Source organism: Dysgonomonas sp. GY75 (assembly GCF_015234155.1).
GTDB lineage: Bacteria > Bacteroidota > Bacteroidia > Bacteroidales > Dysgonomonadaceae > Dysgonomonas > Dysgonomonas gadei.
Genome location: NZ_JADCLQ010000020.1, coordinates 1 through 2,515 on the forward strand (window position 1 = coordinate 1; position 2,515 = coordinate 2,515).

Annotated in this window: 1 protein-coding gene; it reads right to left on the reverse strand. The window is 40.4% G+C overall.

The window, feature by feature from the left end; genetic code table 11:
• On the reverse strand, positions 1-2,515 hold a 2,515-nt coding region (locus tag IR083_RS10335), incomplete at both ends, for a glucoamylase family protein (protein ID WP_317174712.1).

Here is a 2,515-nt window from a genome sequence, read left to right on the forward strand (position 1 = left end):
TTGGTTTTAATATCGAAGTCTGAACATCTGTAGTTAACTTACCTTCCATTTGGTCGAATAATGTCCCTTGCTCATCATCTATTACAATTCGGGCAACAGACTGAAGAAGCAATATATCTTCATGTGGCATATGCTCTATCCGTCGAACATAAATGCCACCTTGCTTTTCTAAAAACGTAGCATCTACGCCACTATGTATCAGGTTTATTATCTCATCATACAATGATTGGCGATACACCGATGTGTCTTCATTCAATATAACAAGATCAACTATTAACCCCTTCATTCGCCAGTAAGCATGTGCCAAAACCAATTGACGTACCAGCTCTATATTTGTTATATCCTTTATTCGCAATAACACTAACGGAATATCACCAGAAATACCATAACTCCACAATCCGTTTTGTCCGCGTCTGTTGTTTTTTAGGATATTCGGATCTGTCCTGAACAAAGGGTTAGCATAAACCAAAGCTCCTGCCATTTTAGCAAAAACCTGAGCTTCGGTCTCGGTAATATTAAGTTGATAAAGAACCACCTGACTGTGAGTCCATGCCAATTCGAAAGCACGATCGGTCATACGGATGTTCTGGTATTTATCCGATAGGGACAATGCCCCCAGATGCGTGTCGGACATGCCAAGTAGCACATATACTTTTACACTCTTTCGGGCTGGAATAATGATCGACCGTCGCAATGCAATACAGGGGTCAAGAACAGAACCCTCGCTGTTTGATAAGGTTCCGGATTGCCTCATTGCCAAAGGCTTTGCCAATGAATGTCCACGACCAATAAAAGAAGCCCTGTCTGTTTCGCACGTAACGTCATTTTCCTGATCCTGCCCGGATAACAGCAAATGCAGTAAGTATGGTGGTGTTTCTTCCTGCGAACGGGGACGCCGGGTACACAATATGGCCGAGGCTGCTGCATTGAATTTGGTTTGTACAAATAAGTTATTGAAAGCAAGGTGCGCTTCATCAGCATCTTGCGATGATATAACCACTTCGCTGTATGTAGTCAGCTCTACTCTCCGGGGCTTATTGGTATGGTTGGTTAAGGTTATTCGCCTCAGTTCCATATCATCCTCGGGTGAAACACATATGGTTGTTCTTACTTCCAATTTAGAATGTTGTTGTTTAAATTCGGCATAAGCCTGAGTGAATTTTACGCTATAATCATCAGAAGAACTTAGTATCGGTTGGTTCCCGATCGACCAGTATTCTCCTGTATCAACATCGCACAAATAAACAAACAAGCCATGACAACCTGCCGTTGCATCTTCACGCCAACGGGTGACTGCTAAATTATTCCATCGGCTATAACCTCCACCACTGTTATTTATCATTACCTGATAACGCCCGTTAGACAATAAGTTAACTTCGGGCGGTATGTTTTTATTATCGAAAACTCGAGTATAACTTACACTGTTAGATAATAACGGATTAGTCCCTTTGATCTCAAATTTAGAATCATCCGATATAACATCGATCTTTATATTATGAGGATTTTTCTCCTGTAACAGAGGTTCAAAAGCCTTAATCATCGGGCAAGACATAAAACGCTCCTGCATCTTATTTCCTTTCATTATGTTGGATATCGATACAAGTCCCATACCTTGATGATGTGCCATATAGGAATGAACAGCTATGCTTGTTGCATTTAACGGCAGATGAGACGGTGTATAATCAACAGCCTCATAATAACCATACAAGCCTTCAAAGCCATCATCGGTAAGCCGTTCCAAATTTTCGCACGCTTTTCGCGAATTAACCATCAGAGCCAGAAGAGTGGCATAAGGTGCAATCACCAAGTCTTTTGACAAACCTCGCTTCAATCCCAAACTTGGTATTCCGAAAGCTTTATATTGATAATTGAATTGAGTATCGGTACGATTTAATCCTGATTCTGAAATTCCCCAAGGGATACCGAATTTCTTGCCGTATTCTATTTGCTCATAGATGACTCCTTTGTAGGTTTGATCGAGCAATGTTTGCTCATAATTTGGCATAACCAGCAGTGGCATCAGATATTCGAACATAGAGCCACTCCATGAAACTAATATAGGTTTGCCCTGCGAAAAAATCAGTAATCTGCTCAGCGAAAACCAATGCTCTAACGGAATTTGTCCTTGAGCTATGGCTACATAACTACACAAGCGTGCTTCGGAAGCTAACATATCGTACGAACCTTGATCCATCCGTTGTTCGATGACATTATATCCGATCGAGAATAACTTCTTTATCGGATCATATAAAAAGGCAAAATCCATTTTGGCAAAACTATCACTTTGCTGTGCTAGAACATTGAGAATTTGTATTCTTTGTTTTGCATTCTTTATTGCGTTTTTCAGGCAAGCCTGCCATTGTGTAAAGCATTTTATTTCTCTATCAGCAGATAGATTCTCTTTGCCAGACAATTGGTCTAATACAGATTGAATTTGTGAACAAATACCGGTAGCTTCTAAATTGGCTATTTGTGTTAACGTAGGCACATAATCTAAAGCTTCCAGTGTAGAAAT